Source organism: Corynebacterium sp. HMSC055D05, from assembly GCF_001810365.1.
In the GTDB taxonomy this organism is placed as follows: Bacteria; Actinomycetota; Actinomycetes; order Mycobacteriales; family Mycobacteriaceae; genus Corynebacterium; species Corynebacterium coyleae.
In genome coordinates this window covers 78,307-102,967 of sequence record NZ_KV801082.1, presented here as the reverse complement: position 1 = coordinate 102,967, position 24,661 = coordinate 78,307, and the positions used below count along the sequence as shown (strand labels likewise).

The window sequence follows — 24,661 nt, the reverse complement described above, 5'->3', positions numbered from 1 at the left end:
GTTAGATCCTTTCGAAGCGTTGCCATTGGTAGCGCAAGCCTGTCGACGAGGTGAGCCACTCCGTTTCGGAAACGAGGGCAAAGGTGTCGTCGATACGCGGGGCGTAGACGGCTTTGGAGTTGGGGACGTCGGGGTGGACGTCGATAAGCGTGCGTTCGATGACGTCGACCTCGTCGAGGGTGGCGGCGTAGATTTGGGCGCCGCCGATGATCCAGGCGTCGCCCTCGAGGTCCGGGATGTCGGCGACGACCGACGCCCCGCGGGACCAGGCGCCCGCCTCGCGCGAGGACAACACGATGTTCTTGCGGTTCGGCAGCGGCTTGAACGGCAGCGACTCCCAGGTGCGCCGCCCCATGATGATCGGGTGCCCGCTGGTGGTGTCCTTGAAATGCTTGAGGTCTTCGGGCAGGTGCCAGGGCATGTCCTCGCCGTCGCCGATGATGCCGTCGACGCTTTGCGCCCAGATCGCGCCCAACATCGCGCCCTGCATTAGACCGACACCTCCGCCTTGATGGTGGGGTGCGGGTCGTAGCCGACGACCTCGATGTCGTCGAAGTCGTAGTCGAACAAGGACTTTGCCTTGCGCAGTTTGAGCTGCGGATACTCGCGGGCCTCGCGGGAGAGCTGCTCGCGCACCTGCTCGATGTGGTTGTTGTAGATGTGGCAGTCGCCGCCGGTCCAGATCAGCTCGCCGACCTCAAGGCCCGCCTGCTGCGCGAACATGTGGGTCAGCAGTGCGTAGGAGGCGATGTTGAACGGCACGCCCAGGAACATGTCGGCGGAGCGCTGGTAGACCTGCATGGACAGGCGGCCGTCGGCGACGTAGAGCTGGAACATCAGGTGGCACGGCATGAGCGCCATCTGGTCCAGTTCGGACACGTTCCAGGCAGACACCAGGTTGCGGCGCGAATCCGGGTTCTTCTTCAGGGTTGCCAGGGCTTCGGCGATCTGGTCGACGTGGCCGCCGTCCGGGGTGGGCCAGGAGCGCCACTGCACGCCGTAGACCGGACCCAACTCGCCGTCGGCGTCGGCCCACTCGTTCCAGATGCGGATGCCATTGTCCTGCAGCCAGCGCACGTTGGAATCGCCGCGGAGGAACCACAGCAGTTCGCCGACGACACCCTTGAAGAAGACCTTCTTGGTGGTCAGCAGCGGGAACGACTCGGAGAGGTCGTAGCGGATCTGGCGGCCAAACACGCTGCGGGTGCCGGTGCCGGTGCGGTCACCTTTCTCGGTGCCGTTTTCCAGCACGTCGCGCAGCAGGTCCTCGTATGGGGTCTTGACCATTGGTTACTTCAGTACTCCTTCGAACGAGCCGTGTTCGTCGTGGTAGCGGGCGGCGGCTTCCAAAATGTCGTCGGCAATCTCCGGGCGACAAATAAGCATGTCTGGAATATAGGTGTCTTCGTTGTTATAGCGAAGCGGGGAGCCGTCGAGTCGCGATGCGTGCAGGCCCGCCGCAAGCGAGACCCCTACGGGTGCGGCCTGGTCCCATTCGTATTGGCCACCGGCGTGGATGTAGGCGTCGTAATCGCCTAACAGCACGTGCATGGCTTTCGCGCCGGCGGAGCCGATCTGTTCTGTTTCGAAGCCGATCGCGTCCGCGACGTAGCGGGCGACGGCGGGCGGGCGGTTGCGCGACATGGCCACCTTGCCGGCGAACGGCCCGGAGACGTGGCGCACGTCGGAGGACTTGAACACCACACCAAGGTCGGGCAGCCCGACGGCGGCGTGGGTGGGCACGCCATTTTCGACGAGCGCCACATGCACCGCCCAGTCCTGCCGGCCGGTCGCGAACTCCTTGGTGCCGTCGAGCGGGTCGACGATCCACACCCGGTCCTTGCTCAGGCGCGCCGGGTTGTCGGACGCTTCCTCGGAGAGGAACCCGTCGTTGGGGCGGTGTTGGCTTAAGACTCGCTCGATCCAGGCCTGGGCGAGATCGTCGCCAGTCTCGCCGAGTTCGCGGCCACGCAGCAGGCCCACCCCACGGATGCCTTTGAGGATTTCACCCGTGCCTTCCGCAATCAGGTTGGTCAGCCGGGAGTCGGAGTACTCAGCAGTCATGTGCCCGACTCTACCGCTAAGGTTGGCGAAATGACTGGCTCGATCTTGGACCGCTTTCACCCGCAGGTGGCGGGGTGGTTCCAGGATGTCTTCGCAGCGCCCACGGCGGTGCAGGAGCAGGCGTGGCGCGCGATTTCTGACGACGAAAACGCCCTCGTCGTCGCACCCACCGGCTCCGGCAAGACGCTGGCGGCGTTCTTGTGGGCGCTGAACTCCCTGGTGGAGCGGGCCGGCCAGCAGGCGCTGCCCATCGATGGGGCGAACACCTCCACCCACGGCGGCGTGCGCGTCCTTTATATTTCGCCGCTGAAGGCCCTCGGCGTGGATGTGGAGAACAACCTCCGCGCACCCCTGGCTGGCATTGCGCGGGTGGCGCAGCGTTTGGGCCGCGACATGCCGGACATTTCGGTGGGGGTGCGCTCGGGCGATACTCCGCAGGCGGAGCGCAACCGGCAGGTGCGAAAGCCGCCGGACATTCTGATCACCACGCCGGAGTCGCTGTATCTCATGCTCACGTCCAAGGCGGCGGGCATTCTGAAGACGGTGGACACGGTCATTGTCGACGAAATCCACGCCCTGGCCGGCACCAAGCGCGGCGTGCACCTCGCGCTTTCGCTGGAGCGCCTGCGCCGCCTCGCCGGGGACTTCCAGCGCATTGGGCTCTCGGCCACGGTGCGCCCGATCGAGGCGGTGGCCAACTTTTTGGGCCCCAAGACGACGATCATCAACCCGCCGGGGGAGAAGCGCTGGGAGCTCGACGTGCGGGTGCCCGTCGACGACATGAGCGACCTGCCCGTTCCCGAGGACGCCTCCACCATCGGCGACGCGGTGTTCGACGACGCCCTGGACAACGACCTGGACGCGCCGCCGCCCGGTGCCACCAACTCCATCTGGCCCCACATCGAGCGCGCGATTTACGACGAAGTCATGGCCCACCGGTCCACCATCGTCTTCGTCAACTCGCGTCGCACCGCGGAACGCCTGACCAGCCAGCTAAACGAGCTCTGGGCGAAGGAGCACGACCCGGAGGCGCTCTCCCCGCAGACCCGCCGCCCGCCGGCGCAGCTGATGAAGTCGGTGGACACCGCAGGCCACGCCGCGACCGTGATCGCGCGCGCCCACCACGGCAGCGTGTCCAAGGACGAGCGCGCCCAGACCGAAACCATGCTGAAAGAGGGCACCCTGCGCGCGGTGGTGTCCACCTCCTCGCTGGAGCTGGGCATCGACATGGGGGCGGTGGACCTGGTCATCCAGGTGGAGTCGCCGCCGTCGGTTGCCTCCGGCCTGCAGCGCGTGGGCCGCGCCGGGCACACCGTGGGGGCGGTCTCCGAGGGCACGTTCTACCCGAAGCACCGCTCCGACCTGGTGCAAACTGCGGTGACGGTGCCCCGGATGCGCCAAGGGCTGATCGAGGAGCTGCACACCCCGCGAAGCCCCTTGGACGTGCTCGCGCAGCAGACCGTGGCGGCCGTCGCGGTGGAGGACCTCGATGTGGACGAGTGGTACGACACCGTGCGTCGCGCCTGGCCCTACCGTGACCTGGCCCGCGAGGTGTTCGACTCGGTGATCGACCTGGTCATCGGCGTCTATCCGTCCACCGACTTCGCCGAGCTGCGGCCCCGCGCCATCCTCGAGGGCACTGTCTTGAAGGCCCGGCCCGGCGCCCAGCGGGTCGCGGTGACCAACGCGGGCACCATCCCGGACCGCGGCATGTTCGGCGTCTTCCTGCTCGCGGGCGCCGAGGACAAAGCACCCCGGCGCGTCGGCGAGTTGGACGAGGAGATGGTCTACGAGTCCCGCGTCGGCGACGTGTTCACCCTCGGCGCCTCCTCGTGGCGCATCGAGAACATCACCCGCGACCAGGTGCAGGTCTCACCCGCGCCCGGCCACACCGGCCGCCTGCCGTTCTGGACAGGCGACGGGCTGGGTAGGCCGTATGAGTTGGGTAAGGCGGTGGGGGCGTTTCGTCGAGAAGCAAAAAGTGCTTTGGACGAAAGCTTGGACGAGCGCGCCCGGGCCAACCTGCTGCAATACCTCGACGAGCAGGAGGAGGCCACCGGCATCCTCCCCGACGAGAAAACCCTCGTGCTGGAGCGCTTCACCGACGAGTTAGGCGACTGGCGCGTCGTGCTGCACACCCCGTTTGGCAAGGGTGTCAACGCGGCGTGGGCCCTGGCCACAGGCTGGCGGGTCGCCCAGGAGACCGGGATGGATGCCCAGGCGGTGGCGGGCGACGACGGCATCGTGCTGCGCCTGCCGCAAGGCGAGAGGGAGCCCGACGGGGCGATCTTCCAATTCGACGCCGACGAGATCGCCGACATTGTCACCGAACAAGTGGGTAACTCCGCCCTGTTCGCCTCCCGGTTCCGCGAGTGCGCCGCCCGTGCCCTGCTGTTGCCGCGCCGCAACCCCGGCAAGCGTGCACCCCTGTGGCAGCAGCGCCAGCGCGCCGAGCAGCTGTTGGATGTGGCCCGGAATTACCCGTCGTTTCCAATCATCCTGGAAACGGTGCGCGAGTGCCTCCAGGACGTCTACGACCTGCCGGCGCTGCAGGAGGTGATGCGCGACATCAATACGCGCCGGGTGCGCATCGCCGAGGTGACCACGGACCAGCCGAGCCCGTTCGCCTCGTCGCTGCTGTTCAACTACACCGGCGCGTTCATGTACGAGGGCGACACCCCGCTGGCCGAGAAGCGGGCCGCGGCGCTGTCCTTGGACCCGTCCCTGCTGGCCAAACTGCTGGGCACCGTGGAGTTGCGCGAGCTGCTGGATGCCGACATCATCGCGGAGGTCGACGCCTCGCTGCGCCGGGTGGGCCGCGCGGAGACTTCCGAGCAGTTCGCCGACACCCTGCGCATCGTGGGGCCCGTGCCTATCGACGACCTGCCCACCTACACCACAGTTCCCCTGACCTCCCTGGAGCAGTCCCTGGGGGCACGCATGATGCTGGTGCGCATCGGCGGGCGCGAGCACGTCGCCCAGGTGCTGGACGCGCCCTTGCTTCGCGACGGCCTCGGCGTGCCCGTCCCGCCCGGCGTCCCCGCCCAGGTGCAGACCATCCCGGATGCGTTGGCGCAACTGGTGGGGCGTTGGGTGCGCACCCGCGGGCCTTTTGTGTTGCGCGACCTTGCGGACGCGTTCGGGCTGGCCGTCGGTGCGGCGCATGCAGCGCTGATGCCGCTGGTGGACAAGGACAAGGTCATCGAGGGCCGCTACCGGCAGGGGGTAGAGGAGCAGGAGTACGTCGCCGCCGAGGTGCTGCGCATCATCCGGTCGCGCTCGCTGGCGGCGGCGCGCGCCCAGACCCGGCCCGTGTCGCAGTCTGCGTATGGGCGTTTTCTGCCTTCGTGGTCAAACGTCGCTCCGGTGGGGGTCACGCCCGCGCTGCGGGGCGCCGACGGGGTCTACTCGGTGATCGAGCAGCTCGCCGGGGTGCGCCTGCCCGCAAGTGCCTGGGAATCACATATTTTCCCGTCGCGCGTGGGCGACTACTCGCCGGTGATGCTCGACGAGCTCACCGCCAACGGCGAGGTTGCCATCGTCGGCGCCGGCAAGGCAGGGGCGCGTGACCCGTGGATCATGCTGCTGCCCGCCGACTACGCGGCCCAACTCATGCCGCAGGTCGAGGAGCCACTGCTGTCGCTGACCCAAACCCAGGTGATGGAAAAGGTGCGCCGCGGCGGCGGGTTCCTGTTCGGCGATCTGCTTGAACCCTCGACCACCACCGAGGAGCTGCGCGAAGCCATGTGGGACCTGGTGGAGGCCGGCTTCCTCGCGCCGGATTCGTTTGCTCCGATCCGGGCCCGGTTGGCGGGTGGGAAGACGGCGCACCGGGCGCGCCGGCGACCGCAGCGAAGCAGGGTGCGCTCGGGGCGGACCTCGTTCGCGTCGACGGTCCCGCCCGACATGGTGGGCCGTTGGTCGCTCACGCCCACGCCTGATAGCGACCCCACGCGTCGCTCGGTGGCTTTAGGGGAGTCGCTGCTGGACCGCTACGGGGTGGTCACCCGCGGTTCGGTGGTAGCCGAGGACATCCTGGGCGGGTTCGCGCTGGCCTACAAAACCTTGTCTGGTTTTGAGGAATCAGGCAAGGCGATGCGCGGCTACCTCGTGGAGGGGCTTGGGGCCTCGCAGTTTTCCACCCCGGCCACCATCGATCGGCTGCGCGGGCACCAGGACACCGACGACGTGGTGGGCTGGCCCTCCGGTGCGCGCGATCCGCAGGTGCACGTGCTGGCCGCCACCGACCCGGCGAACTCGTACGGGGCGGCTCTGCCGTGGCCGGCGCAGGGGCCGACCCGCTCGGCCGGTGCCATGGTGGTGCTTGTCGACGGCCTCTTAGCCGCCCACATCACCCGCGGCGGGAGAACCATGACCACCTTCTTCGATTTCTTCCCCGACGGGGTAGGGGACCCGATGCCGTTGGTCGTCGATGCCCTGACTCAAGCGGTCCGGGCCGGCCGCATGCAGCCGTTGAGCGTGGAAAAGCTTAACGGCGGTCCTGCCTTTTCTCTGAAAGACTTCGGGGCGACGGTGACCCACAAGGGGGCGAAGATCGGAGAGCGTGCCTCGGCACCCCCGAAGCGGCGCGGGCGCAGCATAACGGAGGCGCTGGGAGAGCTAGACGGTGCGGAGGGACCGGAAGGCGGGTCTGATTTGGGTGGCCCAGCGGATGGGCTCACCTTTCACGACTAGGGTCCACGCTTTAGGGCCGTAGCGGCACGCGGGGTACCGGCCGGTGGGTGGTCCCCGGCGGTTGCCCCGCCGCCCGGGTCCGTTTCGCCCGGATTCGGTTGACCGCCGAGTGCATGGCGGGGTCCGTGGTGTTTACGTGGCGGGTGCCGTCTGCCTTGACCAGCACGGCGGTGCCGGTTGTGGGGTCGTAATCCATGTAGCCCTTGTTAAAGGAGCCGTCCCGGTGGTCATTGTTGCACCGGTGATGGGTGGGGCACAGGCCGGTGAGGTTGGTGATGTCGGTGCCGCCGTGCCGCAGCCACGAAATGATGTGGTGGGCTTCGCACTCGCTCATCGCGGTGGTGCAGCCGGCCCATGAGCACACGCCTTGGATGGCGAACATCGCGATGCGTTGCGCAACAGACGCGAGCCGCTTCGACCTGCCCAGGTGCAGCGGCACTCCGGTGAGGCCGTCGACGGTGAGCAGGAAGTCGGAGGTGCCGTCCATGCCGAGGCGCACGAGGTCGAAGGCGTTGAGCTCCACGCCGACGTTGGTTTGGAACAGGGTGGTGGCGTCGGCGTCGGCAAGATCGTCCAGCGTCACCGACACCACCACGGAGGCCGCGCCGCCGTTGGCGGCCTGCTCGCCGTGCTCGTATTGGCGCATGATGGCCATGAACTGGTCGTAGCGGCGCTGGCCTCGGGTGCGGGGGTCGCGGTCCTGCTGGTGTTCAGCCGGGATGTTGGAGTTTGGTGCGAGCCCCTTGTCGGTGAGTGCTTTGTAGAGGGCGTAGTCGCCTGCGGTCATGTGAAGGCGCACGTCGTAGGTGCCGTCGGAGTTTTCCTTGCCCAGGGTGGCCTCGCGCTTTTCAAAGCCAGCGTTGGGGTTCTTCTTTGCGTGTGGCTTGTTCGCCTTGTCCACGAGGCGCTTCACAAACAGCCGCAGGTCCTTTTCGCTGCGTGTCTTCGCTTCCTCCATGGCGCGGGCGTAGATGCTCATGCGTTCGCCCTCGGCGGCCTTGAGCAGTTTGTCGAGTTCTCGCCGGATGATGTCCTGCTTGGCGGCGGGGACCTCGCCGGCGCGACGGCGGGCGTCCTCCTGGTCTTTGCGGCGACGCTCGGCTTCCTCGTCGGCGGCCTTGCGGGCGGCTTCTTCGGCGGCGGCGCGCTCCTCATCGGTCGGCTCATCGCCGGTGCCAAACAGGTCCCCGAGGAAATCGTCCAGGTCGGGCTCGGGCGGCGGGGGCGGGGCGAACATGGCTTTGGCGCGGGCGAGCCGGTTGTAGGCCTCGCCCTTGGAGATGCCCAACATCTCCATGAGGTAGGCATCCGGGTAGTTCGCGCCGACGAGTTTGCCTGCATCGGCGAGCACACAGGCGTGTGCAAAGGAGGCGTCGACGTAGGCCTTCTTATCCATAGCTTGTTCGAGGCGTGCGATGTCGCGGGCGATGGTGGGGAAGGGGAGGGACGTGGGGTCGTCGAAAAGCAGACGCAGCTGCGTCAGACTGTCGACGACCTGGTCAACGAGGCGTGATACGTCGTTCATGTCCCCTCCTTTACGTAGTTGAGGGTCAATGTATCAACGCGCCCGACGTCAAAACCGAACGTTCGAACACGCGTTCTACTGTAACTGTCTGACCAGGTGCGCTGCCGCCGCAAGGCCGAGCCGCGGATTCGCCTGGCCCACAAGCGACTCCTCCGGGCTCGGCCCAGAATTGAAAAAGTTTCCCAGAAAGCGGAACATGGGCTCCACTATGCCTGAAGGTGATTCCGTCTATCAGCTGTCAAAGCGCCTGCAGTGGATGCAAAATCGCGAAGTCACAGCCACAAGCATTCGCGTCCCGCGTTACGCCACCGTCGATTTCACGGGCATGACCTGCGAGCGCGTTTGGCCCCGCGGCAAGCACCTGTTCATGGAATTCAAAAAAGACGGCCACCAGGCGCAAATCCTGCACACGCACCTCAAAATGGAGGGCACGTGGTCGATGCATCGCGCCGGCACACGCTGGAAGAAGCCCGCTCATGCGGCTCGCGTGGTGCTTTCGCTTAGCGACGACCCCCACCCCGACATCGAACTCGTCGGCTTTTGGCTCGGCCTCGTTCGGGTGTTCCCAGCCCGCCAGTACGAGCAGGAGATGGGGTATCTCGGTCCGGATTTGCTCGATCCGGATTTCGACCTGGCGGAGGCAGTCAGGCGCATCGAGGCACAGCCGAACCTCGAAATCGGACGTGCCCTGCTGGATCAGCGCAATCTTGCCGGCATTGGGAACGAGTACCGCGCGGAGATCAACTTCCTCGCGGGTACCCACCCGAGGGAACGGGTGGGGGAGGTGGACGTCGAAAAGCATGTGCGTCTTGCGCGACGGCTGATGTGGGCGAATAAAGACGCCCCCGTCCGCGTGACCACTGGGATCAAGCGGGCGGGGGAGACAAGTTACGTGTTCGGCCGCAACAACAAGCCGTGTAGGCGCTGCGGCACGCTCATTGAGAAGGGATTTCTCGGCGGCGACGGCGACCTCGAGCGGGTTATTTGGTGGTGTCCGCGGTGTCAGCCGGAGCCCTGATATATTCCATTTCTGGAAAAGGGGGGGCGAGATATGGACTTTGAATTTTTGAGAGAAAAACGTCCGTGGGAGAAGCGAGAAATCGACCGGCTCGGAGAATATTTCGCTGGTAGTGCCAGTGTTCCTGCGGAAGCCGCGGAGATGATTATCTGGCACGACGAGTTAGCTCGACGGACTGCTGCTGCCTGTGCAGGTTTTGCGCAGGAACTTTTTGGCCAGGAAAACCAAAGTCCGGACATTGTCAGTGCTTATCGAGTGAAATCGCAGGCGACTATTGGTGACAAAATCAGACGGTCGAATGAGGACAAAACGAAGAAGGTTCAACTCGGCCGGATGTGGGATTTCGCCGGGGCTCGAATTACGGCCAACGTGTTGCACGACGATTTGCGCCATCTCTCATGGGAGCTGCAGCAGGTGCTGCGGGCAGAGGGGCATCGTGTGATTGAGCGTGACTATATCGCCCGTGCGCAGCCCGGGGGTTACCGGGCTATTCATCTGGTGGTTCAGTCGGCTGCGGGTAATGTCGAACTCCAAATGCGAACCTTGCTCCAGTCGGAGTGGGCGAACACCTTTGAAAAGTTAGCGGACAAAACTGGGCGAAAGATCCGATACGAAAGCGATGCGCGGCCAGGGAATAAAGAGCTAGCCAGGGTTTTTGATGCGCTAGTTGCGATTGCGCGTGATATTCACCATATGGAACGGCAACGAGCAGCGACGCGTCGGAGTAGTTCGAACTCGATGAAGCAGTTAGCGAATATCCCGATGGGTCTGCCATTGAACTCGAGGCTGCATGAATTGCGGGCGGAAGCTTTTCGAGCATTGTCGTACTCGGAGACTGCTACGAGTCAGCATGCCTCGAGTATTCTGAGCCTCATTGAATCTTTGCGAGCCCTATCGCAACGTCTCAGTTCGTACGAGGTAGAAGAGTGAGGGGGAGACGATGAAGCACTTCCTTATGGTGTTCAACCGCAAGACCGGCGCGCTTCGGATGAAAGAGTATGCGGATGTACGTGATGCGATCCTGCAGCGGCTTGAGGAAGAACAGGCCAACGACAATCCAGATGTCGAGATTGTTGTGATCGGGGCGCCGTCCTTAGAAGACTTGAAGGTTACGCACTCCCGATACTTCGCGGTCGATGAACTTCCCGATGTTGCTTCGTATTGGGCGCAAGGCGAGAAGGTTTCTTAAAGGGGAGAGGGCGACCGTCACTTTCGTGATCGGTCGCCCTCGAGCGGGTTATTTGGTGGTGTCCGCAGTGTCAGCCTTTTTCGCCTCCCAGTCGCTGAGCGCGCGGCGGATGAAGAACACCAGGAATCCGAGGATGATCAGGATGAGCACGACGTAGATGACGTTGGAGTAGGTGTCCGCGTACTCGGTGGCCTTTTCCCAGTTGTCGCCGAGGATGTAGCCCAGGTAGATCAGGATGGCGTTCCAGATGCCGGAGCCAAGCGTGGTCCACAGGCCGAAGGTGAGAAGGTTCATGTTGCCCAGGCCCGCCGGGATGGAGATCAGCGACCGCACACCCGGGATGAGGCGACCGATGAACACGCTGGGCTTGCCGTATTTGTTGAAGAAATCCATCGATGCGTCCACGTCGGAGGCGCGCACGAGCCACATCCAATCGGCGATCTTGCGCAGGCGCTCCAGGCCGAGCCAGGCGCCGACGCCGTAGAGGATGTATGCGCCGATGACGGAGCCAAGCACGGACCAGATGAACACGCTGACCATGTTCAGGGATCCCTGCGCGACGGTGAAGCCTGCCAGCGGCAGTACGACCTCGGACGGAATGGGTGGGAAGAGGTTCTCCAAGAGGATCGCAATGCCGACACCGGGGGCGCCAAGGGTTTCCATTAGGCCGACGATCCAGTCGATGATGCTCTGCATTGGGCCTATCTTGCCTTATTCGACCTCAAGGTTCCAAGTGTGCACCGGCGCGTCTGCCTGGGAGTTTTTGATGTACTGCCGCAAAACCCGTGCGAGGCCTTCGGCGCGTTCGCTGGTGGCGGGTTTGGATCCGGCGGCGGCGCGGCTCAGGGCGTCGAGTTGCCAGGTTGCCCCGTTTTGGCCGGTGCGCACGCGGCCCTCGATGATGCCGAGGTTTTCGTCTGCGCAGGATTGGTCCACGTCAAGGGCTCGCAGCCCCTCGTAGGCGAGGTCGAGCAGATGCTTCTCGACGAGCTCACGTACCGGAACCGAACCCAACGTCGGCCATTCCATCTCGGCGTTGATGCCGTGCTTGGCGCCGGCGAGGAAGTTACGGTTTGCGGCGTCGAAGGTGAGGCGCGACCACACAGGTCGGGTCTGGTTGCTTAGGGCTTTGACCAGGCCGTAGTAGAGCGCAGCGTCGGCAACGATGTCCTTGACGGTCGGGCCAGCGGGAAGCAGGCGGTTTTCCACGCGGATGTGGCTGAGTTCGCCCGCCGGATCGTAGATGGGCCGGTTCCAGCGCCAGATCGTGCCGTTGTGCAGGTTGAGGTAGTGCAGGCCAGGGTTGTCGCCGTTCATGAACGGGGTGCCTGCGTCGGCGCGGCCTTCGGGCAGCAGCGGGGAGAAGTAGCGCACGTTTTCTTCAAACAGGTCGAAGACGCTGGTGATCCAGCGTTCGCCGAACCACACACGCGGGCGCACGCCTTGGTTGATCAGTTCTTTGGTGCGTGTATCGATGGACTGTTTGAACACCGGGATGCGCGACTCGTGCCACACCTTGTGGCCGAGGAACAGCGGTGAGTTTGCTGAGAGCGCGACCTGCACACCCGCGATGGCTTGGGAAGCGTTCCACGCTTCCGCGAACCGGTCTGGTGCCACCTGGAGGTGTAGCTGCATGGATGTGCAGGTGGATTCGGGGGCGATGGTCTCAAAGTAGTGGGTGTATTTCTCCTCGCCCCGCAGGTCGATTTTGACCAGTTCACCGCGCGATTCCAGGATCGAGTTGTTCAGTCCGGCGTAGCGATTCTCTGGCGTCATCCACTCGTCGCTATCGAGAAACTGCGAGGTCATCGTGGGCAGGGTGCCGATCATTGCCAGGTGCGACCCGGCCCGCTTTGCTGCCTCGCGCACGCGGGCAAGTCGCTTCTCGACGCCACCAGCCAACTCCGCTAGCCCCTGGCCTTGAATATCCAAGGGTGGGTGGTTCATCTCCACGTTGTAAGCGCCGATTTCGGCCTGGTACTCGCTATCAAGCAGCGCGAGCACGGCTTGGTTGTTGGGGTGGGGGAGCATGGTGTCGTCGACAAGATTGAGCTCCAACTCCAGCCCGATCGTGCCGTGATCGACGAACTCGGCGCCCTGGAGGTGCCGGTCGAAGCGCTCCAGCTCATCCTCGAGCCGACGGCGGTACGTGGTGCGCTGGCGTGGCGTGTAGGACTCGGATGAGATGGCGTCGCCCATTAGCGGTGCTCCCTAAACCAGGTGATGAGGTTGTCGGTGGATTGGTCGCCGGAGGCGGGCTCTTCCTCGCCCGCAACGGCAGCGGCGAGGTCATTGGCCTGAGCCTTGCCCAACTCCACGCCCCACTGGTCGAAGGCGTTGATGCCCCAGATGGCGGCCTCCACGAACACGATGTGCTCGTACAACGCAATCAACGCGCCGAGGGAGTGCGGGGAGAGTTCCTCCGCCAGGATCGTGGTGGTGGGGCGGTTGCCAGGCATAACCTTGTGCGGCGCAAGTGCATGCGGGACACCTTCTGCTTCGATTTCCTGCTGGGTTTTGCCAAACGCCAGCACCTTCGTCTGCGCGAAGAAATTACCCATGAGCAGGTCGTGCATGGAGCCTTCGCCGGTGGCGGTGGGCAGATCAGCGCGTGGTTTGGCAAAGCCGATGAAGTCCGCCGGAATCAGTGTGGTGCCCTGGTGGATCAATTGGAAAAAGGCGTGTTGGCCGTTGGTGCCGGGCTCGCCGAAGAAGATTTCGCCGGTGTCATAGGTGACCGGGGTGCCGTCGATACGCGTGCGCTTGCCGTTGGACTCCATGGTCAACTGCTGCAGGTATGCAGGGAAGCGGGCGAGGTCTTGCGCGTACGGCAACACCGCATGGGTCTGGGCCTGGTAGAAGTTGCGGTACCACACGTTGAGCAGCCCCATGAGTACAGGCACGTTGCGCTCGAAATCTGTGGTGCGGAAGTGCTCATCCATCGCGTGGAACCCGGCGAGGAACTCGCGGAATCGCTCCGGGCCAATGACCACCATCAGCGACAGGCCGATCGCGGAATCCACCGAGTAGCGGCCGCCAACCCAGTCCCAGAAGCCGAACATGTTGTTCGTATTAATACCGAACTCGGAGACCTTCTCCACATTGGTAGAGACGGCTACGAAGTGCTTCGCAACCGCGGTGTCGTCGCCATCGAAAGCCTCGAGCAGCCAGCGCTTCGCCGCATGCGCGTTAGACAGTGTTTCCTGCGTAGTAAACGTTTTGGAGGCGACGATAAACAGCGTCTGCTCCGGGTCAGCGTCAGCGAGCACCCGGGTCATATCGGCCGGATCCACATTGGAGACGAACTCCGCGCTCACCCCAGCATCCGCGTAGGTACGCAACGCCTGAGCAGCCATGGCTGGCCCCAGGTCGGAGCCGCCGATGCCGATGTTGACCACCTTGGTAATCGGCTTGCCCGTGTGGCCGAGCCAATCGCCAGAGCGCACCGACTCCGCAAACGCACTCATGCGCTCCAGCACATCGTGCACGTCAGCGGTGACATCCTGGCCGTCGACGATCAGCGCCCGATCCGCCGGGGCGCGCAGCGCGGTGTGCAGCACAGCCCGGTCCTCGGTGGTGTTGAGGTGCTCGCCCGAAAACATTGCAGTGATGCGTTCGGTCAGGTCGGCGTCGTCGGCAAGTGCAATCAGCGCCTCCATGACACGCCCGTTGAACAGGTTCTTCGACAGATCCACGTGCAAACCGGCGGCGTCGAAAGTGAAGCGCTCGGCGCGCTGCGCGTCGGCCCGAAACAGATCACGCAGCGTCGTGCGAGACGTTTCAGCATGGAGTTTTTCGAGCTTTTTCCAGCTCGGTGCGGACGTAATGTCGTGCATTGCAGCCTCCCAGGCGGCGGTGATCATCTCCAGCGTTCAATGCAAACTACGGTAGTCAAAACCTGCCGTACCTTCCGGGTAACACCCCACCACCCGGCAAATCTGGATAATGGCGCCCATGAGCATCGTCAAGATCAACGCGATTACTGTCCCCGAAGGCGCCGGCGAGGAACTCGAGCGCCGCTTCGCTGCCCGCAAGCACGCCATCGACTCCCAGCCCGGCTTCGAAGGCTTCCAGCTTCTGCGCCCGGTCAAGGGGGAGGAGCGCTACTTCGTGGTCACCCGCTGGGCCGACGAGGAGTCCTACAACGCCTGGTGGGAAGGCGCAGGCCGCGCCGGGCACGCTGAAAGCGACAAGGGCGGCGATAACGGTGAGGGCCCGCGCAAGCCGGTGTCACAGTCTGCTGAACTGCTGGAATTTGAGGTCGTGCTCGATTCCACCGAGCAGGACTAGCCGTCCGGAGCGCTAGCCCCAAGTGCGTTAACCCAACTTGCCCCGGCCGAGCCGCAGCAGGATCTGTGCCAGGCCGGGGCCTTCCTCGCCCAACTCGTCGCGGAACTGGTTAATGATGGCCACCTCGCGAGTGTGGACAAGGCGCGTGCCGCCCGAGCCCATGCGTGTCTTACCAATCGCGGCGGAAATCTGGCTGCGGCGCTTCACTGCGTCGAGGATGACGCGGTCAAGTCGGTCGATTTCCTTGCGGTATTCCTGGATCTCCGCGTCCGAAAGGGGATCGTCGGTGCCGGATGGCATGCGGATTTCAAGCTCACTCATGGCAGTAGATTATGCCAGTTCGAACACACGGTCAGGGTCGTGTCGGCGGCGTTAGTACAGTGACTGCCATGACTGATGTGACCCTTGGCCTGAACCCGCAGCAACAGGCGGCCGTCGTGCACGAAGGTAGCCCGCTGCTTATCGTCGCCGGCGCTGGTTCCGGCAAAACTGCGGTGCTGACCCGCCGTATTGCCTATTTGCTGCAAAACCGTGGGGTGGCGCCGTGGCAGATCCTTGCCATCACCTTTACTAATAAGGCCGCAGCGGAGATGAAGGAGCGCGTCGGCCAACTCGTCGGACCTGAGGCGGAACGCATGTGGGTGGCCACGTTCCACTCGGTGTGCGTGCGTATTTTGCGCCAGCAGGCGCAGTTGGTGCCGGGGTTGAATACCAACTTCACTATTTATGATTCGGACGATTCACGTCGACTGCTCGGCATGATCGGCAAAGACATGAACTTGGATCTGAAGAAGTTCTCGCCGCGCGTGCTGGCCAACGCGATTTCGAATCTGAAAAACGAGTTGGTGGATCCGGACCAGGCGCAAGCACAGGCGCAACGCACCCACAACCCGTTCGAGACCACGGTGGCGAACGTGTTCGCGGAATATCAGCGCCGCCTGCGTCAATCCAACGCGCTCGATTTCGACGATCTGATCGGCGAGGTAGTCCGCATCTTCAAGACGCATCCGCAGGTCACGGAGTACTACCGGCGTCGCTTCAGGCATGTGCTTGTCGACGAATACCAGGACACCAACCACGCTCAATACGAACTCATCCACACCCTGGTGGGCGACGGCCCCGACGCGCCCGAGCTGGCGGTGGTGGGCGATTCTGACCAGTCCATTTACGCCTTCCGTGGCGCGACGATCCGCAACATCGAGGAGTTCGAGCGCGACTACCCCGATGCGGAGACGATCATGCTGGAGCAGAACTACCGCTCCACGCAGAACATCTTGAGTGCCGCGAACGCTGTCATCGCGCAGAACGAGGGCCGCCGCCCGAAGAAGCTGTGGACTGACCACGGCACGGGGGAGAAGATCGTCGGCTATGTCGCGGACAACGAGCACGACGAGGCCCGCTTCATCGCCACGGAAATCGATGCCCTGTCGGATCGCGGCGTGCCGTACTCGGATATCGCAGTGATGTATCGCACCAACAACGCCTCGCGCGCGTTGGAAGACATTTTCATCCGCTCGGGTATTCCGTACAAGGTAGTCGGCGGGACCCGCTTCTACGAGCGCCGCGAGATCCGCGACATCGTTGCTTACCTGAAGGTGCTAGAAAACCCGGACGACACGGTGAGCATGCGGCGCATTGTCAACGTGCCAAAACGCGGCATTGGCGACAAGGCGCAAGCCATGGTGGCGCTGCACTCGGAGCAAAACAATCAAAGCTTTGGGCGTTCGCTTATCGACGCCACTGAGGGCAACGTGGACATGCTGGCCAAGGCCGCCACGAACTCCATTACCCGCTTCGTGGACATGATGAGGGGGCTCCGCCAGGACATGCCGAACATGGTCAATGAGGTCACCGGCATGCCAGACCTCGGGCAACTGGTCGCCCAGGTGCTTGATGCCACCGGCTACAAGGCAGAGCTTGAAGCCTCCAACGACCCGCAGGACGGGGCGCGCCTGGACAACCTCAACGAGTTGGTCTCTGTCGCCCGTGAGTTCTCCTCGGACGCTGCGAACCAGATGGCGTACATGACCGATGAAGAAATCGACGAGGTTATGCAGGAAGGCGAACCCGCGCCGGGATCACTGCAGGCGTTTTTGGAAAAGGTTTCGCTCGTCGCTGATGCGGATCAGTTGCCGGACAACGAGCAGGGCGTGGTCACGTTGATGACGTTGCACACTGCAAAGGGCCTGGAGTTCCCGGTGGTGTTTGTTACCGGCTGGGAGGACGGACAGTTCCCACACCTGCGTGCGTTGGGGGATCCAGCGGAGCTCGCCGAGGAACGTCGCCTGGCGTATGTGGGGATTACGCGCGCCCGCGAGCGGCTATATCTGACGCGTGCGATGCTGCGCTCATCGTGGGGCTCTCCGGTAACCAACCCGGCCAGTCGCTTCCTCGCAGAGGTCCCGGAGGACCTCATCGACTGGCGCAGGTTGGAACCGGAGCGCTCCTTCAACGCGGATGCGTGGGGCTCGCCCTCGCGTCCACACACGCAGATGCGCTCTGCGCGCCGTGCACCGAAACAGACGGTGCACAAGAATTTGAACTTAGTGGCCGGAGACCGCGTCAACCACGCGAAGTACGGGTTGGGCACGGTCCTCACCGTGGAAGGTTCCGGCGTGAGGGAGACGGTGACAATCGATTTCGGGTCGTCTGGCACCGTCAGGCTGATGACCATCGGCGGGGTGCCGATGGAAAAGCTTTAGATCCGGATACCCTGCTGGGCCAGCCAGACCTCGGGGTCGGCGTGGTTCACACCGTCCGGCTTGACCTCGAAGTGGAGGTGCGGGCCCGTGGAGTAGCCCTCGTTGCCGATGGAGGCGATCTTCTGGCCCGCCTTGACGCGCTGGCCGACCTGCACGTCGTAGTAACGCATGTGGCCGTAGACGGTCTCTTCGCCACCGTCGTGCTTGATCACGACCCAGTTGCCAAAGCCCTGCGCCGGACCTGCTGCGGTGACGGTGCCGTCCATTGCCGCGTAGATCGGGGTGCCTTCCGTGTTGGCAATGTCGATGCCACGGTGGAACGTGCCCCAGCGTGGACCGTAACCGGAGGTGTAGCGGCCAGACGCCGGCATGACCACGGTGCGGCCATCTGCGGTGCGGCCGCGCTGCGGTGCGACCCAGTCCGTGCCATCGGCAGGAGCGAACGCGGCCGACAGCGGCGCATCGAGGGCGCGCGGGTCGTACACGATCTTGTAGCCGCCGGCGGTCACGGTTGCACCGTTGTCCAGGATGGCGTCTGCAGCCTTTGCAAGGGCGCCCAAGGCGTCGCCCTGGTTGCCGATAGGTGCGCCACCGACAGTGAGGGTCAGTGCGTGCGCTGGCGACGCTACAAGCGTCAGCGCCAATGCTGCAGCGGCTGCCACGGAGGCACCGGGGAACATACGACTGGTTTTCACAGTTTTACCTTCTCTACGCAGGTCTGGTTCGGCGCAGCTTTGGCTACGCGCACAGCAGGTCAATTTAACGTGTGTCCACCCGCGAAGCAATGGCGTGACCTGCACGTTTGTTCTAATTGGGCGTAGCTAGGTGGTATCGCTGCAGGCAGGCGCGATGTTACTGAAGTGAAATTTGTTACGGATGTTAATTGCCTGTGGGGGTGGATAGTGTACCCCCGCATGCTCCGAAAAGTTGGACACCCAACAATGAAAAAGCCCCGCCGAAGCGGGGCAGAAGTCTGTGTGTGGCCTAGAGCTGGATGCCGCGTGCGGCCAACCAAGGCTCCGGGTCGACAGCGGTTGCGCCGTCCGGCCAGATTTCAAAGTGCAGGTGCGAGCCGGTGGAGAAGCCCAGCGAACCCATGCCGGCGATGTCCTGGCCGGCATGGACCTGCTCGCCGACGCCTACGTACAGAGACTGCATGTGGCCGTAGACGGAAATGGAGCCGTCCTCGTGGCGGATGCGGATCCACTGGCCGTAGCCCTGGGCCGGGCCGGAGTCGATCACAGTGCCATCGGCAACTGCGCGGATCGGGGTGCCTTCCACGTTGGCGATATCGATGCCGGAGTGCATCGAACCCCAGCGCATGCCGAAGCCGGAGGTGTAAGCGCCGTCGGCCGGGCGGACGACCAGCGGGGCACGTGCTGCTTCGTCTTGGCGAGCGACCTCGTCGGAGTGCTGGACTGCCTTGTTGAGCTGGTCGGTAAGGTTCTCAACCGGCTTGTACTCCGCGATCGCCAGGATCTGCGGGGTTGCGGCGTCGCTGTCTGGGGTGCCGGCAATTTCGTCGGTATCGGCTGCGAGCTGGATGGAGTAATCCGCGTCCTGGCTCTTGTCCGAGGTGAGAGCGCCTGCGGCGAGGCCGGAGAAGCCGGCGGTGGAAACCGCGCCAGTGGCGGCGGCGACGACAGCTGCGCGACCCGTGTTCGGCGTCTGCTTACGGTGCTTGCCGCCCTGCTTCTTCGAAATGAACATGTGCCCTCTTTGAGATTTCCCGTTGGCCCGAATTCCCCCTGCTAGTGCTGTTTCCGGCAGGGGAATCGTAACCTTCCTGTTATCTACGAGTGGTTACTGTAACGAATTGGTTTCATCGGGGCAAGATGAATCTGAAAATTGTCTTAATCGTTCGCTGTCTTCGCAGTGTTACATCCCGGTTGCATCCACGTCATGTGTAGTCGTATGTGAATGGTGTGACTCTCCGGACGGGTGGGGCAAATTGGAAGATCGGGTGTCCTTCCCCAGAAGTGGGGGTGAGGAGTGGCAGAGTTGGCGGGGATGAGCACCACACCGAAACCACGCCCGGCGTCGTCGACAAGCGGGCGCCGTGCGCGCAACGCCAGCATGTCCAAGCGCAAGATCACCGGTATTAAGAAGCGGTCTGCCCCCGCAAAGGTCCCGGAGACGACCGAAGAGCGGATCAAGCACTACCTGCCGTATGTCGCTGTGCCGAATGCTGTCGTCGGGCTCGGGCTGCTTGTGGTGTGCTTTGCCGTCATCCTCATCGCAGGTTGGCGCCTGACCTACTTGCCTGCCGCGGTGGGGGAGAGCTGGTTCGTCTTCCACGGAGTGCCAGTGCGTATCGACGACATCGAGCTCGCCGCCGTACCCCTTTTGCCAGCCATCGGTGTTGTCGCACTCGTGGCGCGCCGTATCCGTGCGGCTACGGCGGGACGAGTAAGCATCCTGGACCTCCTCGTGCTGCTTGGTCTTGTCATCGGCTTTGCGCTGGTGTTCAGCGGCATCGCGTTGTTCATGGTCGCTGACGCGTCGGCCGTCTATCCGGTGGCCGCACCACACCCCGTGGCCGCGCTGCTTTGCCCGGTCATCTTGCACCTCATTGGTTACTGCATCGGAATCCGCAACGTGGTGTGGCATGCGCTCGCGAAGCGTGCGGGGGTTCCCGCGGAAACCGTTGATGCAGGTGAGGCTGCAGGCAAGATCGTTGTACGCCTGCTGAGCGCAGCCGCAGTGATCTACCTTGCGTTCCTCGTTGCAGGTTTTGGTGAGGTTCGCGAACTGCTCGGCCAGTACCCATCCCTCGGGTGGGGCGGCGGTATCGGCCTGTTCGTGCTCTGTGTGGCGTACCTGCCAAATGCAGCCATCGGGGCGCTGTCGGTCATGCTCGGCGGGTCCTTTACCTACGGTGCCGGTTCGATAAACCTCTTCGACGCAGTCCAGATCCCGTACCCACCCCTGCCCCTGTTTGGTGCGATCCCGGCGGAGGTGCCCGCGTGGGCGCCGGTGCTGTTGGTGGTGCCGGCGGCGGTGCTGGTGCAGTATTTCGTCGCAAAGCAAGTGTCTCTGATTGCTATTGCAGCAACTGCCACGTGGTGCGCCCTATTCGGCGCGGCCGCAGGCGTCTTCTCCTCAGGGCAAGCAGGCGCTTATGGGGTCATCGGCGTGGACCCTTGGGTGCTGGCGCTACTGCTATTTGTATGGGTTGCCGTCACCGGTGCAACCGTGTTGGGGGTAGCTGCGCTAAGGCAACGCACACCTGCGAACACTGACAGCTAGACTGCTTCGCGTGAGTGATTCAGTGAAATCAATTGCTGTGCTCGTCTCTGGAACGGGTACGTTGCTGCGGTCCATGATCGACAATGCGCAAGGTCGCTACCGCATCGACATTGTGGTGGCGGATCAAATTTGCCCAGCGATCCAACGTGCGAAGAACGCGGGTATCCGCACCGCAGTGGTGCCAATGGAAACCAACCGCAACGCGTGGAACGAAAAACTTGCCGCCACGCTTGCGTCCGTGAAGCCAGACCTTGTCGTTTCGGCGGGCTTCATGCGCATCCTGGGCAAGCCCTTCCTTGAGAAGTATGAAGGTCGAACCATCAACGCGCACCCGTCGTTGCTGCCATCATTCCCGGGCGCACACGCTGTCCGGGATGCTCTGGAATACGGTGTGAAGGTCACCGGCTGCACCGTCCACTACGTCGATTCCGGACTGGATAGCGGCGAGATCATCGCCCAGCGTGCCGTTGAGGTGCTGCCGGACGACACCACCTCCACGCTGCACGAGCGCATCAAGAAGGTCGAGCGCGAGCAGATCGTGGAACTGCTCCATAACGCTCAAGTAGTAAACGGAAAGGTCCTTTTCTCATGACGAATGCCGCGAAGCGGGAAATCAAGCGCGCGCTAATCAGCGTCTACGACAAGACGGGGCTGGAGGATCTGGCTCGCGCGTTGGGCGAAGCCGGCATAGAAATCGTCTCCACCGGTTCCACCGCGAAGCGCATTGCAGACGCAGGCGTGCCGGTGACCGAGGTCGCAGAGGTCACCGGTTTCCCGGAGGTGCTCGACGGCCGTGTGAAGACGCTGCACCCGCGCGTGCACTCGGGCATCCTGGCAGACCTGCGTAAGGACGACCACAAGGCGCAGCTTGAGGAGCTGGGCATCGAGCCGTTCTCGCTCGTCGTGGTCAACCTGTACCCGTTCGAGGAAACCGTCGCCTCAGGTGCCAACTTTGACGAGTGCGTCGAGCAGATCGATATCGGTGGTCCGTCGATGGTGCGCGCGGCAGCCAAGAACCACCCGTCTGTCGCGGTTGTGACCTCCCCGAAGCGCTACGCCGACGTTGTGGAGGCCGTGAAGAACGGTGGCTTTACGCTCGACGAGCGCCGCGAGCTCGCCCTCGAGGCGTTCACGCACACTGCGCGTTACGACGCCGCCGTGTCCTCCTGGCTCGCCTCCCAGCTCGAGAGCCAGACCGAGTCTGGTGCGCAGACCACGGAACTGCGCTACGGCGAGAACCCGCACCAGGCAGCCCGCCTGGAAAGCGACGGCTGGGGCATTGCCGCTGCGAAGCAGCACGGCGGCAAGGCAATGAGCTACAACAACTACCAGGACGCTGACGCCGCATGGCGTGCGGCTTGGGATCACAACCGTCCGTGCGTCGCGATTATCAAGCACGCCAATCCGTGTGGTCTCGCAGTATCCGACGAGTCCATCGCGGATGCACACAAGAAGGCGCACGCCTGCGACCCTGTCTCTGCTTACGGCGGCGTGATCGCCGCGAACCGCGAGGTCACCCTTGAGCTTGCAGAGCAGATCCACCCGATCTTCACCGAGGTGGTCATCGCCCCGTCTTTCGCGCCGGAAGCACTCGAGCTGCTGCGCACGAAGGAGAACCTGCGCCTGCTGGAGGTCACCCCGGAGCAACTCACCGAGGAACGCAAGCAGATCACCGGTGGTTGGCTGGTCCAGGAGCGCGACCAGTTCCAGGCCGACGGCGACGCAGCCGCCAACTGGAAGCTGGTTGCCGGCGACGCTGCCGACGAGCAGACCCTCGCCGATCTTGAGTTCGCGTGGCGCTCGGTGCGTTGCGTGAAGTCCAACGCCATCCTGATTGCCAACGACGGCGCATCGGTGGGCATCGGCATGGGCCAGGTCAACCGCGTCGATTCGGCCAAGCTGGCCGTTGACCGCGCGAACACACTGGACGAGGGCCGCAACCGCACCAACGGTGCCGTGGCAGCCTCCGACGCGTTCTTCCCGTTTGCCGACGGATTCCAGTTGCTTGCAGACGCCGGTGTGAAGGCCGTTGTCCAGCCCGGCGGATCCATCCGTGACGAGGAAGTCATCGCTGCAGCCAAGGAAGCCGGCGTGACCATGTATCTCACCGGAACCCGCCACTTCGCCCACTAACCCTCTGAAGGAGAGTACCTCCGTGTCCTCCAAGCTCGCCGCGCTTGCGCTCACCGCAGGTATTTCGCTTCCGGGCCTGCCGGCCATTCCCACCTACTCCGCGATTGATCAGATCCCGGTTGTAGGCCCGGCCATCGTGCAGACCTATAAGCAACTGCCGCCGCAAGTGCAGCGAGCCATCCATCTGCCGTTGCCGCTGACGGCACCGGCTGCCGCGAAGACACCGCCGACAGGCAAGAGTGCCGCGGAGGTCCAAGCGCAGCTTGACCAGCTTGTGCGCGACGTTGTTGCGCGACATGGTGGCCGCGCGACAGCATCTGTCGGTGGTATTACCGCAGGGGATAACCGCCCGGAGCCGGCATTTTCCACTATGAAGGTCCCGGTGGCTATTGGTGCGCTGCGCAAGAGCCCGGCAGCCTACCCGGATGCTGAGGTCGCCGTGACCCGCTCCGATAACCCTGCCGCGCACCGTATGTTTGGCCAGGTATCGGGCGCGGAACTCGACGGCATCATCGCCGAGGCAGGATCGCGGACCACCAACTCCGCGGGATACCAGATGGGCACGCTGTGGACCACCAGCGACCAGGCGGCGTTTGCATCGGGCCTGCGCTGCGTGAAGGGGCATGAGCCGGTGCTGGACATGATGGGGCGCGTCGTCGATTATCAGCGCTGGGGTGTAGGGCGCATCCCTGGTGCACGCTTCAAGGGCGGCTGGAACTACTACGAGAACGGGCACCTCGCCCGCCAGTTTGGCCTCATCCCTGGGCCGAACGGGGATATCGCAGTGGCGATCACCGTGCACAGCCCGAAGGGGCACGAGGGTAGTTTCGCCATGCTCAACGAGCTGGCGGACGGCATCGCAGCAATGCGCGGCGATCTGCCGACGGCCCGCTGCTAAACATGACGCCGCGACTGAGGTTTGCTGCAGCGCTGGTCGCCGCTGGGCTTGCGCTCAGCGCGTGCGGGGCAGGGGAGCGGGCCTCAGAACCAGCGACGGAAACTGTGACGGCAACCCACGTAATTACGCCGAGTTCACTCGCACCCTCGCCCGTCCCCGCGCCTGTTCTGGAGCAGTTGCAACCGCAGCTCCAAGCAGCAGTCGATGCCGTGGTTGCTCAATACGGGGGAACGGCAGAGCTCGCGGTGTCTGACGGCCGGGACGCAGTAGGATCGCCGGAACAAGATCCGCAGGTAGCGTGGTCAACTTCGAAGGTTCCGATCGCGGTCGCTGCGCTTCGCAAAGACCCTTCGCTACTTCCGGTTGCGGAGTCTGCGATTACCGCCTCAGACAACTTCGCAGCAGAAACACTGTGGGCGACGGTTGAGCCTGCGGAGGTAGAAGCAGTGCTGCGTGAAGCAGGAGTAGATCTCCCGATGAACACCGTTGTGCTCAGGCCTGGATTCACGGCTTTCGGTCAAACGCGATGGGGCACTCGTGAGCAGGCAGTGTTCGCCTCCAACCTGCGCTGTGTGGCGGGGGCCGACGAGGTACTCGACATGATGCGCAAGGTAGTGCCGGAGCAGCGCTACGGTCTGGGGGTTTTGCCGGATGTTGCCTTCAAAGGTGGCTGGGGTCCGGGGGACGACGGGAAGTACACCGTGCGCCAGCTCGGCCTGTACAACGGCTACGGCATCGCGCTGACAGTTTCGCCCGCCGACGGCACCTATGCGACGGCCCAATTGATGGCAACTGATCTCACAAACGCTGTGCTCGAGCTGCAATTGGGCTCGCCAAATCCTGACTGTTCGGAGGCTGGACGATAGACTGCGGGGACAAACACCCCCGTAGCTTGGAG

Annotated in this window: 21 protein-coding genes; 11 read left to right on the top strand and 10 right to left on the bottom strand. The window is 63.8% G+C overall.

All coding sequences use genetic code 11. The features are described from left to right. Position 1: 1 nt before the first annotated feature. The 3 genes from HMPREF2734_RS10975 to HMPREF2734_RS10965 are packed head-to-tail and all read right to left on the bottom strand — an operon-like array spanning position 2 to position 2,064. Positions 2-478: a dihydrofolate reductase gene (locus HMPREF2734_RS10975; RefSeq protein ID WP_070570985.1), complete on the bottom strand. Its 477-nt coding sequence runs from the start codon at positions 476-478 to the stop codon at positions 2-4. Between the two features lie 11 nt (positions 479-489). Beyond that, the gene (locus HMPREF2734_RS10970) at positions 490-1,287 is read right to left on the bottom strand and encodes a thymidylate synthase (RefSeq protein WP_070570960.1); all 798 of its coding nucleotides are present in this window, start codon (positions 1,285-1,287) and stop codon (positions 490-492) included. A gap of 3 nt (positions 1,288-1,290) precedes the next feature. Beyond that, on the bottom strand, positions 1,291-2,064 hold the full coding sequence (locus HMPREF2734_RS10965) for a 3'(2'),5'-bisphosphate nucleotidase CysQ (protein ID WP_070570959.1): 774 nt from the start codon (positions 2,062-2,064) through the stop codon (positions 1,291-1,293). Between the two features lie 30 nt (positions 2,065-2,094). Between HMPREF2734_RS10965 and HMPREF2734_RS10960 the strand changes: the two genes are divergently transcribed. Beyond that, positions 2,095-6,759 (top strand): ATP-dependent helicase, encoded by a 4,665-nt coding sequence (locus HMPREF2734_RS10960; RefSeq protein WP_070570958.1) that lies wholly within the window; start codon positions 2,095-2,097, stop codon positions 6,757-6,759. Between the two features lie 10 nt (positions 6,760-6,769). Here HMPREF2734_RS10960 and HMPREF2734_RS10955 read toward each other — a convergent pair whose 3' ends face one another. Beyond that, positions 6,770-8,284, bottom strand: coding sequence for an HNH endonuclease signature motif containing protein (locus HMPREF2734_RS10955; protein WP_070570957.1), 1,515 nt, complete (start codon positions 8,282-8,284; stop codon positions 6,770-6,772). Positions 8,285-8,492: 208 nt separating this feature from the next. Between HMPREF2734_RS10955 and HMPREF2734_RS10950 the strand changes: the two genes are divergently transcribed. Genes HMPREF2734_RS10950 through HMPREF2734_RS10940 form a run of 3 tightly spaced genes read left to right on the top strand, consistent with a single transcriptional unit; the run spans position 8,493 to position 10,491 of the window. Continuing rightward, positions 8,493-9,302, top strand: a complete 810-nt coding sequence (locus HMPREF2734_RS10950) for a DNA-formamidopyrimidine glycosylase family protein (protein ID WP_070570956.1) — start codon at positions 8,493-8,495, stop codon at positions 9,300-9,302. A gap of 33 nt (positions 9,303-9,335) precedes the next feature. Then, positions 9,336-10,232 carry a RelA/SpoT domain-containing protein gene (locus tag HMPREF2734_RS10945; RefSeq protein ID WP_070570955.1) on the top strand — a complete coding sequence of 299 codons (897 nt, stop codon included), beginning with the start codon at positions 9,336-9,338 and terminating at the stop codon, positions 10,230-10,232. Positions 10,233-10,242: 10 nt separating this feature from the next. Beyond that, positions 10,243-10,491 (top strand): hypothetical protein, encoded by a 249-nt coding sequence (locus HMPREF2734_RS10940; RefSeq protein WP_070421444.1) that lies wholly within the window; start codon positions 10,243-10,245, stop codon positions 10,489-10,491. A gap of 48 nt (positions 10,492-10,539) precedes the next feature. Here the strand turns inward: HMPREF2734_RS10940 and HMPREF2734_RS10935 are convergent, their stop codons facing one another. From HMPREF2734_RS10935 to pgi, 3 genes are read right to left on the bottom strand one after another with little or no spacing between them, the layout of a single operon-like run. Beyond that, positions 10,540-11,187, bottom strand: coding sequence for a DedA family protein (locus tag HMPREF2734_RS10935; protein ID WP_070570954.1), 648 nt, complete (start codon positions 11,185-11,187; stop codon positions 10,540-10,542). A 15-nt stretch (positions 11,188-11,202) separates the two neighbouring features. Beyond that, positions 11,203-12,690 carry a glutamate-cysteine ligase family protein gene (locus tag HMPREF2734_RS10930; RefSeq protein WP_070570953.1) on the bottom strand — a complete coding sequence of 496 codons (1,488 nt, stop codon included), beginning with the start codon at positions 12,688-12,690 and terminating at the stop codon, positions 11,203-11,205. Then, positions 12,690-14,327, bottom strand: a complete 1,638-nt coding sequence (gene pgi, locus HMPREF2734_RS10925) for a glucose-6-phosphate isomerase (RefSeq protein WP_070421486.1) — start codon at positions 14,325-14,327, stop codon at positions 12,690-12,692. The genes HMPREF2734_RS10930 and pgi overlap by 1 nt, the downstream gene beginning before the upstream one ends. A gap of 118 nt (positions 14,328-14,445) precedes the next feature. On the opposite strand from pgi, the gene HMPREF2734_RS10920 reads away from it, so the two are divergent. Continuing rightward, positions 14,446-14,781 carry an antibiotic biosynthesis monooxygenase family protein gene (locus HMPREF2734_RS10920; RefSeq protein WP_070421441.1) on the top strand — a complete coding sequence of 112 codons (336 nt, stop codon included), beginning with the start codon at positions 14,446-14,448 and terminating at the stop codon, positions 14,779-14,781. A gap of 27 nt (positions 14,782-14,808) precedes the next feature. On the opposite strand, the gene HMPREF2734_RS10915 is transcribed toward HMPREF2734_RS10920, so the two are convergent. After that, positions 14,809-15,102, bottom strand: coding sequence for a chorismate mutase (locus HMPREF2734_RS10915; protein ID WP_070421440.1), 294 nt, complete (start codon positions 15,100-15,102; stop codon positions 14,809-14,811). A 68-nt stretch (positions 15,103-15,170) separates the two neighbouring features. Here HMPREF2734_RS10915 and pcrA point away from each other — a divergent pair, with 68 nt between their 5' ends. Next, positions 15,171-17,483, top strand: a complete 2,313-nt coding sequence (gene pcrA / locus HMPREF2734_RS10910; protein WP_070570952.1) for a DNA helicase PcrA — start codon at positions 15,171-15,173, stop codon at positions 17,481-17,483. On the opposite strand, the gene HMPREF2734_RS10905 is transcribed toward pcrA, so the two are convergent. Beyond that, positions 17,480-18,178 (bottom strand): M23 family metallopeptidase, encoded by a 699-nt coding sequence (locus HMPREF2734_RS10905; RefSeq protein WP_224212937.1) that lies wholly within the window; start codon positions 18,176-18,178, stop codon positions 17,480-17,482. The genes pcrA and HMPREF2734_RS10905 overlap by 4 nt on opposite strands. A gap of 289 nt (positions 18,179-18,467) precedes the next feature. Continuing rightward, positions 18,468-19,193, bottom strand: a complete 726-nt coding sequence (locus HMPREF2734_RS10900; protein ID WP_070421437.1) for a M23 family metallopeptidase — start codon at positions 19,191-19,193, stop codon at positions 18,468-18,470. A 300-nt stretch (positions 19,194-19,493) separates the two neighbouring features. Here HMPREF2734_RS10900 and HMPREF2734_RS10895 point away from each other — a divergent pair, with 300 nt between their 5' ends. Genes HMPREF2734_RS10895 through HMPREF2734_RS10875 form a run of 5 tightly spaced genes read left to right on the top strand, consistent with a single transcriptional unit; the run spans position 19,494 to position 24,629 of the window. Continuing rightward, entirely contained in the window at positions 19,494-20,732 is a 1,239-nt protein-coding gene (locus tag HMPREF2734_RS10895; RefSeq protein ID WP_141750485.1) for a cell division protein PerM, read from the top strand. 10 nt (positions 20,733-20,742) lie between these two features. Continuing rightward, positions 20,743-21,324 carry a phosphoribosylglycinamide formyltransferase gene (gene purN / locus HMPREF2734_RS10890; RefSeq protein WP_371325687.1) on the top strand — a complete coding sequence of 194 codons (582 nt, stop codon included), beginning with the start codon at positions 20,743-20,745 and terminating at the stop codon, positions 21,322-21,324. Further along, on the top strand, positions 21,321-22,865 hold the full coding sequence (gene purH, locus HMPREF2734_RS10885) for a bifunctional phosphoribosylaminoimidazolecarboxamide formyltransferase/IMP cyclohydrolase (RefSeq protein ID WP_070421434.1): 1,545 nt from the start codon (positions 21,321-21,323) through the stop codon (positions 22,863-22,865). The genes purN and purH overlap by 4 nt, the downstream gene beginning before the upstream one ends. Positions 22,866-22,887: 22 nt before the next feature. Then, complete coding sequence (locus tag HMPREF2734_RS10880; RefSeq protein ID WP_083308167.1) at positions 22,888-23,763, top strand: serine hydrolase; 876 nt, start codon at positions 22,888-22,890, stop codon at positions 23,761-23,763. Positions 23,764-23,765: 2 nt separating this feature from the next. After that, positions 23,766-24,629 (top strand): serine hydrolase, encoded by an 864-nt coding sequence (locus tag HMPREF2734_RS10875; RefSeq protein WP_210384761.1) that lies wholly within the window; start codon positions 23,766-23,768, stop codon positions 24,627-24,629. Positions 24,630-24,661 lie beyond the last annotated feature (32 nt).

Coding starts and splice junctions, on each gene's coding strand:
- HMPREF2734_RS10975 (WP_070570985.1), bottom strand. CDS start 478: ATGTTGGGCGCGATCTGGGCGCAAAGCGTCGACGGCATCATCGGCGAC.
- HMPREF2734_RS10970 (WP_070570960.1), bottom strand. CDS start 1,287: ATGGTCAAGACCCCATACGAGGACCTGCTGCGCGACGTGCTGGAAAAC.
- HMPREF2734_RS10965 (WP_070570959.1), bottom strand. CDS start 2,064: ATGACTGCTGAGTACTCCGACTCCCGGCTGACCAACCTGATTGCGGAA.
- HMPREF2734_RS10960 (WP_070570958.1), top strand. CDS start 2,095: ATGACTGGCTCGATCTTGGACCGCTTTCACCCGCAGGTGGCGGGGTGG.
- HMPREF2734_RS10955 (WP_070570957.1), bottom strand. CDS start 8,284: ATGAACGACGTATCACGCCTCGTTGACCAGGTCGTCGACAGTCTGACG.
- HMPREF2734_RS10950 (WP_070570956.1), top strand. CDS start 8,493: ATGCCTGAAGGTGATTCCGTCTATCAGCTGTCAAAGCGCCTGCAGTGG.
- HMPREF2734_RS10945 (WP_070570955.1), top strand. CDS start 9,336: ATGGACTTTGAATTTTTGAGAGAAAAACGTCCGTGGGAGAAGCGAGAA.
- HMPREF2734_RS10940 (WP_070421444.1), top strand. CDS start 10,243: ATGAAGCACTTCCTTATGGTGTTCAACCGCAAGACCGGCGCGCTTCGG.
- HMPREF2734_RS10935 (WP_070570954.1), bottom strand. CDS start 11,187: ATGCAGAGCATCATCGACTGGATCGTCGGCCTAATGGAAACCCTTGGC.
- HMPREF2734_RS10930 (WP_070570953.1), bottom strand. CDS start 12,690: ATGGGCGACGCCATCTCATCCGAGTCCTACACGCCACGCCAGCGCACC.
- pgi (WP_070421486.1), bottom strand. CDS start 14,327: ATGCACGACATTACGTCCGCACCGAGCTGGAAAAAGCTCGAAAAACTC.
- HMPREF2734_RS10920 (WP_070421441.1), top strand. CDS start 14,446: ATGAGCATCGTCAAGATCAACGCGATTACTGTCCCCGAAGGCGCCGGC.
- HMPREF2734_RS10915 (WP_070421440.1), bottom strand. CDS start 15,102: ATGAGTGAGCTTGAAATCCGCATGCCATCCGGCACCGACGATCCCCTT.
- pcrA (WP_070570952.1), top strand. CDS start 15,171: ATGACTGATGTGACCCTTGGCCTGAACCCGCAGCAACAGGCGGCCGTC.
- HMPREF2734_RS10900 (WP_070421437.1), bottom strand. CDS start 19,193: ATGTTCATTTCGAAGAAGCAGGGCGGCAAGCACCGTAAGCAGACGCCG.
- HMPREF2734_RS10895 (WP_141750485.1), top strand. CDS start 19,494: ATGAGCACCACACCGAAACCACGCCCGGCGTCGTCGACAAGCGGGCGC.
- purH (WP_070421434.1), top strand. CDS start 21,321: ATGACGAATGCCGCGAAGCGGGAAATCAAGCGCGCGCTAATCAGCGTC.
- HMPREF2734_RS10875 (WP_210384761.1), top strand. CDS start 23,766: ATGACGCCGCGACTGAGGTTTGCTGCAGCGCTGGTCGCCGCTGGGCTT.